Source organism: Cellulosimicrobium sp. CUA-896 (genome assembly GCF_001942335.1).
Taxonomy (GTDB): Bacteria; Actinomycetota; Actinomycetes; order Actinomycetales; family Cellulomonadaceae; genus Cellulosimicrobium.
In genome coordinates, this window is the sequence record NZ_MKKH01000061.1 from 1 (window position 1) to 7,975 (window position 7,975).

Consider the following 7,975-nt stretch of genomic DNA (forward strand, 5'->3'; position numbering starts at 1 on the left):
TCGACCGCCGGGACGCGCGCCGTGACCGCCGCGCGGGACGCGCTGCGGCTGCCGGCGCCGGCGACACCCGCGCCGGCGGTGCCCGCGGGCGCCGACCTCGACGTCCCTGGCCTCGCGCCCTACGTCACGCCCAACGACGACTTCTACCGCATCGACACGGCGCTGCGCGTGCCGCAGGTCGACCCGGACTCGTGGACGCTGCGCGTCACGGGGCTCGTCGACGAGCCGTTCGAGATCACGTTCGACGACCTCCTCGCCCTGCCGCTCGTCGAGCACCACGTGACGCTCACGTGCGTGTCGAACGAGGTCGGCGGGGACCTCGTCGGCAACGCGCGCTGGCTCGGGTACCCGGTGCGCGAGCTGCTCGCGCGCGCCGGCGTGCAGGGCGGCGCGGACATGGTGCTCTCCACGAGCGCCGACGGCTGGACGGCGAGCACGCCGCTCGACGTGCTCACGGACCCCGGCCGCGCGTGCCTGCTCGCCGTCGGGATGAACGGCGAGCCGTTGCCGGCCGAGCACGGCTTCCCGGCGCGGCTCGTCGTCCCGGGCCTGTACGGGTACGTCTCGGCGACGAAGTGGGTCACCGAGCTGGAGGTCACGACGTTCGCCGACGACGTCGCGTACTGGTCGACGCGCGGGTGGGCCGAGCGCGGCCCGATCAAGCTCGCGTCGCGCATCGACACGCCGCGCGCCGGGGCGTCGGTGGACGCGCGCCGCGTCACGGTGGCGGGTGTCGCGTGGGCGCAGCACACCGGCGTCGCGGCCGTCGAGGTGCGCGTCGACGACGGACCCTGGGAGCCTGCGACGCTCGCCGCGACGGTGGGCCCGGACACGTGGCGGCAGTGGTCGTACGTGTGGGACGCGGGGGCGGTCGGCACGGGGGACCACCGGCTGACGGTCCGCGCGACCGACGCCGACGGGACGGTCCAGACCGCCGACGTCGCCCCGCCCGTCCCCGACGGGGCGAGCGGGCACCACGACGTCGAGGTCACGGTCCGCTGACCCCGCCGTCCCGGCGGGGTGCCCGGTCCGCGGACGGTGTTGTCGCACCGGCACCGGGCCTGGCACCATGTCCGCGTGACCTCCACCGCGCGCCCCACGAGCACCTCGCTCGTCCCCGCGCGCCCGCAGGTCCTCGTCTCCGCGTCCTGTTGTTGACGGCTCGCGGCGCCACGCGCAGCCGACCAGGCGTCCGCGAGCAGGTATCCGCCCCTCCCTCCTGGTGACGACCCACCCAGGGCACCGGGGCGCGACGGTCGCCGGCCTCCCCGTGCGAGCCATCGAGCCGCTGACGCACCGATGACTCGTGCTCCCGACGCCGGTCTGCACCCCCGACGCCCGTCACCCGCAGGACGCGAGAGAGCACCATGTACCTTCCCGGAACCACCGCCCAGCACCTCCGCACCACCCAGGTCCGCGCCACCGCCGCGGCCCGCGCCGCGCGACCGGCGCCCCTTCCGGCGAGCACGACGCCGCCCCTGACCGTCGAGTGGCTCGTCGCTCGCGACATCGACGCGTACAGCGCGCGCCGCCGCTCGCGCTTGCGCGCCCCGGCTACGATGGACGCACAGGCGTCGACCCGGCCATCACCGGCGAGCTCCGGAAGAACCGGACCTCCGCCGTCGCGCAGCCGTCGGCGAGCGGTCCTCAGTAGAACCGGACGGGGCAGGCCCGTCACAGCCGTCGACGAGCGGCCGGCGCGCACGCGCCGGCAAGCGAGGTGGTACCGCGGCGTCCGCACCCGCAGGGTGGGGGAGTCGTCCTCGCAGGAGAGCACGACCGACCCGTACCACCGCGGCGGAACCCACCGCCGTCCCGCACCCACCGGAGCCGTCTGACCATGGCCTACCCGCTGCACCGCGCCCCGAGCACCGACCCGACCGGCCACCAGCCCGGGGCGTCGTTCGGCATCCCCGCGTCGCCGGACCTGCCCGCGATCGAGCGCGACGTCCTCGCGTACTGGGACGCGGACGACACGTTCCGCGCCTCCGTCGAGCGCAACCCCGCCGGCGAGAACGGCGGCAACGAGTTCGTCTTCTACGACGGCCCGCCGTTCGCCAACGGCCTGCCGCACTACGGGCACCTGCTCACCGGGTACGCGAAGGACGTCGTGCCGCGCTACCAGACGATGCGCGGGCGCCACGTCGAGCGCCGCTTCGGCTGGGACACGCACGGCTTGCCGGCGGAGCTCGAGGCGATGGACCAGCTCGGGATCAAGACCAAGGAGGAGATCCTCGAGCTCGGCATCGAGCGGTTCAACGACGCGTGCCGCGCCTCGGTGCTCAGGTACACGGGCGAGTGGCGCGAGTACGTCACCCGCCAGGCGCGCTGGGTCGACTTCGACGACGACTACAAGACCCTCGACCCGAGCTACATGGAGTCGGTGCTGTGGGCCTTCAAGTCCCTGCACGACAAGGGCCTCGTCTACGAGGGCTTCCGCGTGCTGCCGTACTGCTGGAACGACCAGACGCCGCTGTCCAACCACGAGCTGCGCATGGACGACGACGTCTACCAGGTGCGCCAGGACCCCGCCGTCACGGTCGGGCTGCGCCTCGAGACCGGCGAGCTCGCGCTCGTGTGGACGACGACGCCCTGGACCCTGCCGTCGAACCTCGTCGTCATGGTCGGCCCGGACGTCGACTACGTCGTCGTCGAGTCGTCGGCGACGGGCGTCACGGAGCGCTACGTCATCGCCGAGGCGCGGCTGGACGCGTACGCGCGCGAGCTCACGGACCCGGGGGCGGACGGCGGCGAGGGCGACCTCTCGTCGCAGGTCGTCGAGCGGCTCACGGGCGCCGACCTGGTCGGCCGCTCGTACACGCCGCCGTTCTCCTACTACGCGGGCCACGCGAACGCGCACCGCGTCGTCGAGGCGGACTTCGTCACGACGACGGACGGCACCGGCCTCGTGCACGGCGCCGGGGCGTTCGGCGAGGACGACAAGGTCGTCTCCGACCGCGAGGGCATCGAGCCGGTCATGCCGGTGGGCCCGGACGGGAAGTTCACGTTCCCCGTCGTCGACTACGAGTCGCTGCAGGTGTTCGACGCGAACGCCCTGATCATCGACCACCTCAAGGGCCGCACGCGCCGCGACGCGGCAGCCGGCAGCGGCGAGCAGGTCCCGGACCTCGCCGTCGGTGCCGTGACCGAGGGCACGGTGCTGCTGCGCCGCGAGTCGTACGCGCACTCCTACCCCCACTGCTGGCGCTGCCGCCGACCGCTCATCTACATGGGCGTCTCGTCGTGGTTCGTCGCGGTCTCGCGGTTCAAGGACCGCATGGTCGAGCTCAACGAGCAGATCGCGTGGACGCCGGACCACATCCAGCACGGGCAGTTCGGCAAGTGGCTCGAGAACGCGCGCGACTGGTCGATCACGCGCAACCGCTTCTGGGGCAGCCCCGTGCCCGTGTGGAAGTCCGACGACCCGCAGCACCCGCGCGTCGACGTCTACGGCTCGTTCGAGGAGATCGAGCGCGACTTCGGCACGCTCCCGCGGGACGAGCACGGGAACCCCGATCTCCACCGCCCGTTCGTCGACCGCCTCACGCGCCCGAACCCCGACGACCCCACGGGCCGCTCGACGATGCGGCGCGTCGAGGACGTCCTCGACGTGTGGTTCGACTCCGGGTCGATGCCGTACGCCCAGGTGCACCACCCGTTCGAGAACGCGGAGTGGTTCGAGCACCACAACCCCGGCGACTTCATCGTCGAGTACATCGGGCAGACCCGCGGCTGGTTCTACACGCTGCACGTCCTCGCGACGGCGCTGTTCGACCGCCCCGCCTTCCGCACCGCGGTCTCGCACGGCATCGTCCTCGGCTCGGACGGGCGCAAGATGAGCAAGTCGCTGCGCAACTACCCGGACGTCAACGAGGTCTTCGACCGCGACGGGTCCGACGCGATGCGCTGGTTCCTCATGAGCTCGCCCATCCTGCGCGGCGGCAACCTCGTCGTCACCGAGGACGGGATCCGCGACGCCGTGCGCCAGGTGCTGCTCCCGCTGTGGAGCACGTACTACTTCTTCACCCTGTACGCGAACAGCTCGAAGGCGCAGGCCCGGGGCGACGCGGCGGCCGGGGCCGAGGGCGAGGGGTCCGACGGCGGCGGGTACGTGGCGCAGCGCGTCGCGCCCGGGCGCGTCCCGGGGCTGCCCGCGCTCGACCGGTACCTGCTCGCGCGCACGCACGACCTCGTCGCGCGCGTCACCGGGCAGCTCGACGCGTACGACATCGCGGGCGCGTGCGAGTCCGTGCGCGAGCACCTCGACGTCCTCACCAACTGGTACGTGCGCACGCAGCGCGACCGCTTCTGGGCCGAGGACGCCGACGCGTTCGACACCCTGTACACCGCGCTCGAGACCCTCACGCGCGTCATGGCCCCGCTCGCGCCGCTCCTCGCCGAGGAGGTCTGGCGCGGCCTCACGGGCGGTCGGTCGGTGCACCTCACCGACTGGCCGACCACCACGGAGGAGGTCGGCGAGCGGTACGAAGGGACCGAGGGGCGCTACGCGGTCGCCGTCCGGCACGTCCCCGAGGCGGGTCTCGTCGCCGACGACGCGCTCGTCGCCGCGATGGACGAGGTGCGCGCCGTCGCCTCGGCCGCACTCGGCCTGCGCAAGGCGCACCAGCTGCGCGTGCGCCAGCCGCTCGCGCGCCTGACGGTCGTCGTCGACGACCCGGACGCCCTCGCGCCGTACACCGACCTGCTCGCGCGCGAGCTCAACGTCAAGGCCGTGGAGCTCGAGTCGACGGAGTCGGACGCCGCCGAGCGGTTCGGGGTCACTCAGCGCCTCGCGGTCACGCCCGCGCCGCCGGCCCGCGCCTCGGCCGGGGCGTGCAGGCCGTCATCAAGGCGTCGAAGGCCGGCGCGTGGCGGGTCGACGACGCGGGCGAGGTCGTCGTGGCGACCGACGACGGCGACGTCGCGCTGCTCCCGGCGGAGTACGAGCTGACGACCGTCGTCGCGGCGCGCGAGAGCGACGCCGCCACCGACGGCCCGGCGGTCGCCGCCGCGGTGCTCGCCGGCGGCGGGTTCGTCGTGCTCGACCTCGCGCTCGACGACGCGCTGCTCGCCGAGGGCTACGCGCGCGACGTCGTCCGCGACGTCCAGGACGCGCGCAAGGCCGCCGGGCTCGACGTCGCCGACCGCATCCGCCTCGCGCTCGACGTGCCCGCGAGGTGGCTCGCGGCGGTCGAGGAGCACCGCGACCTGGTCGCCCGGGAGACGCTCGCGGTCGACGTGCAGGTGACCCCGGTGGAGGACGACGAGCGCGCGGTCCGTGTCGAGCGGGCGAGCGCGGGGGAGGTCGACGCGTGAGCGCGAAGGACCGGAAGAAGCCCGCCGGAGCGGCGGCGCGCGAGGCGGCGGAGGACGCCGCGGCGGCCGAGGACCTGCGCGAGGTCTACGCGCACATCATGGCGCGCGCGCCCGAGCACGACATCGACCCGACGCTCGCGCGCGTCCAGCGCGTCCTCGAGCTGCTCGGCGACCCCCACCGCGCCTACCGCGTCGTGCACCTGACGGGTACGAACGGCAAGAGCTCCACGGCCCGGGTGGTCGAGCGCCTCGTGCGCGAGCACGGCCTGCGGACCGGCCTCTTCACGAGCCCGCACCTGACGAGCGTCACCGAGCGCATCCAGGTCGACGGCGAGCCGCTGAGCCCGCGACGGTTCGTCGAGGTGTGGGAGGACGTCGCGCCGTACGTCGGCGTCGTGGACCGCGAGTCGCAGGACGAGGGCGGACCGCGGCTGAGCTTCTTCGAGGTGCTCACCGTCATGGCGCTCGCGGCCTTCGCCGACGCGCCCGTCGACGTCGCCGTGGTCGAGGTCGGCCTCGGGGGCACCTGGGACTCGACCAACGTCGTGGACGGCGAGGTCGCGGTGGTCACGCCCGTCGCGCACGACCACGAGCGGTGGCTCGGCAGCACGCTCGAGGAGATCGCGGCGAACAAGGCGGGCATCGTCAAGGAGGGCGCGACCGCGGTCCTCGCCGAGCAGGAGCCGGAGGTCCTCGAGGTGCTGCTCGACCGGGCGCGCCAGGTCGGCGCGCGCGTGCTGCGGGAGGGCGCCGAGCTCGAGGTCGCGGCGCGGCGCGTGGCCGTCGGCGGGCAGCTGCTCGACCTGCGTACTCCCGCGGCGCTCTACACCGAGGTGTTCCTGCCGCTGCACGGCCCGCACCAGGGGCGCAACGCGCTGCTCGGGCTCACCGCCGTCGAGACCCTGCTGGGCGGGCGAGCGCTCGACGGGAGCGTCGTCGAGGCCGCGTTCGCCGACGTCTCGTCGCCGGGCCGGCTCGAGGTCGTACGGTCGAGCCCGACGGTGCTCGTCGACGCCGCGCACAACGCGGCGGGCGCGGAGGCGCTGGTCGCCGCGCTCGACGAGGCGTTCGACTTCCGCCACCTCGTCGGGGTCGTCGGCATCATGGGGGACAAGGACGCCGAGGCGCTGCTCGCGGCGCTCGAGCCGGTGCTCGCGGAGGTCGTGGTCACGCGCAACAGCTCGGACCGCTCGGCCGACGTCACCGAGCTCGCCGAGCTCGCGGGCGAGGTGTTCGGCGAGGACCGGGTGCGCAGCGCGGAGTCCCTCGACGAGGCGCTGCAGGTCGCGGTCGACCTCGCCGAGGCGGCGGACCCGGTCGGCGTCGGGAGCGGCACGGGCGTCCTCGTCACGGGGTCGGTCGTGACCGTGGCGGACGTGCGCATCCTCCTGGGCCGCGGCTGACGGGCGTCGGCCGTGTGACATTTCGCACGACCGCATCGCGGGACGGTGGTTCCGGAAGCAGGTGAGGCTTACCTATGGTGGGCGCAGCTCGCTCAGGTGAGCCTCACCTTGCTTCCCGACCTCGGAGACCACCGTGAACCTTCCGCGCGCCCTCAGGGCGTCCCGTACCGCCCCTGCCACCGCCGCGCTCGCCGGCGTCCTCCTCGTCGCCTCGGCGTGCGCGTCCGGGTCGGCCGACGCCGGGGGCGAGGACACCGCCGGGACGGCGACGGCGACGGAGGACGCCCCGGCGACGGTCGTCGTCGAGCACGCGCAGGGCGAGACCGAGGTCGACGTCGACCCGCAGAAGATCTTCACGTACGACTTCGCGGCGCTCTCCGTGCTCGACGCGCTCGGCGTCGACGTGGCGGGCGTGCCGAAGCAGAACGTGCCCGAGGCGTACGCGGAGTACGCGACCGACGAGGGCGTGCAGGACATCGGCACTCTCTTCGAGCCCGACTACGAGCTCGTCGCCGCCGAGCAGCCGGACCTCATCATCGTCGCGGGGCGCTCGTCCGAGGCCTACCCGCAGCTGAGCGAGATCGCGCCGACCATCGACCTGTCGAACGACTGGGCCACCTTCCACGACTCCGTCGTCGCCAACGCCGAGACGCTCGCGCCGGTGTTCGAGGCGGAGGACGAGGTCGCCGACCTCGTCACGGAGCTCGACGCCGCCGTCGCGGACGTGAAGGAGAAGGCGGAGTCGGCGGGCACGTCCCTCGTCGTCCTGACCTCGGGCGGGGAGGTCACCGCCTACGGCCCCGGGTCGCGCTTCGGCTTCCTGCACGACTCCCTCGGGCTCACGCCCGCGGTCGAGGACGTCGAGGCCGCGACGCACGGCGAGGCCGTGTCGTTCGAGTTCCTGCTCGAGACCGACCCCGACTGGCTGTTCGTCGTCGACCGCGACGCCGCGACGGGCGAGGGTACCGAGAACGCCGAGCAGGTCCTCGACAACGAGGTGGTGCACCGCACGACCGCGTGGCAGGAGGACCACGTCGTCTACCTCGACCCGACCACGTGGTACATCATCAACGGCGGCGTGCCGACGCTGACCGCGATGGCCGAGGAGGTCGGCGCGGCCCTCGACGGCGACGCGTGAGGCACGGGCGTCGCTCGTGACCGTCCCTTCCCCGGTGCGCCCGCGCCGCCCGGCGAGCAGGCCGCGCCGGCCGCCGCCCCGACCGCCGCCGCGGCTCCCGCCGCGCCGGAGGTCGAGG

3 protein-coding genes and 1 pseudogene are annotated in these 7,975 nt (G+C 74.0%); all 4 read left to right on the top strand.

Annotated features, from left to right (window positions below; genetic code table 11):
* On the top strand, positions 1 to 1,002 hold a 1,002-nt coding region (locus tag BJF88_RS15460; RefSeq protein ID WP_158068958.1), incomplete at its 5' end, for a molybdopterin-dependent oxidoreductase.
* An 838-nt stretch (positions 1,003 to 1,840) separates the two neighbouring features.
* A pseudogene (gene ileS, locus BJF88_RS15465) lies at positions 1,841 to 5,316 on the top strand (isoleucine--tRNA ligase).
* Entirely contained in the window at positions 5,313 to 6,719 is a 1,407-nt protein-coding gene (locus BJF88_RS15470) for a folylpolyglutamate synthase/dihydrofolate synthase family protein (protein ID WP_075829460.1), read from the top strand. Before ileS ends, BJF88_RS15470 begins: the two are co-directional and overlap by 4 nt.
* Positions 6,720 to 6,852: 133 nt before the next feature.
* Complete coding sequence (locus BJF88_RS15475; protein ID WP_083649196.1) at positions 6,853 to 7,857, top strand: siderophore ABC transporter substrate-binding protein; 1,005 nt, start codon at positions 6,853 to 6,855, stop codon at positions 7,855 to 7,857.
* Positions 7,858 to 7,975: the final 118 nt, after the last annotated feature.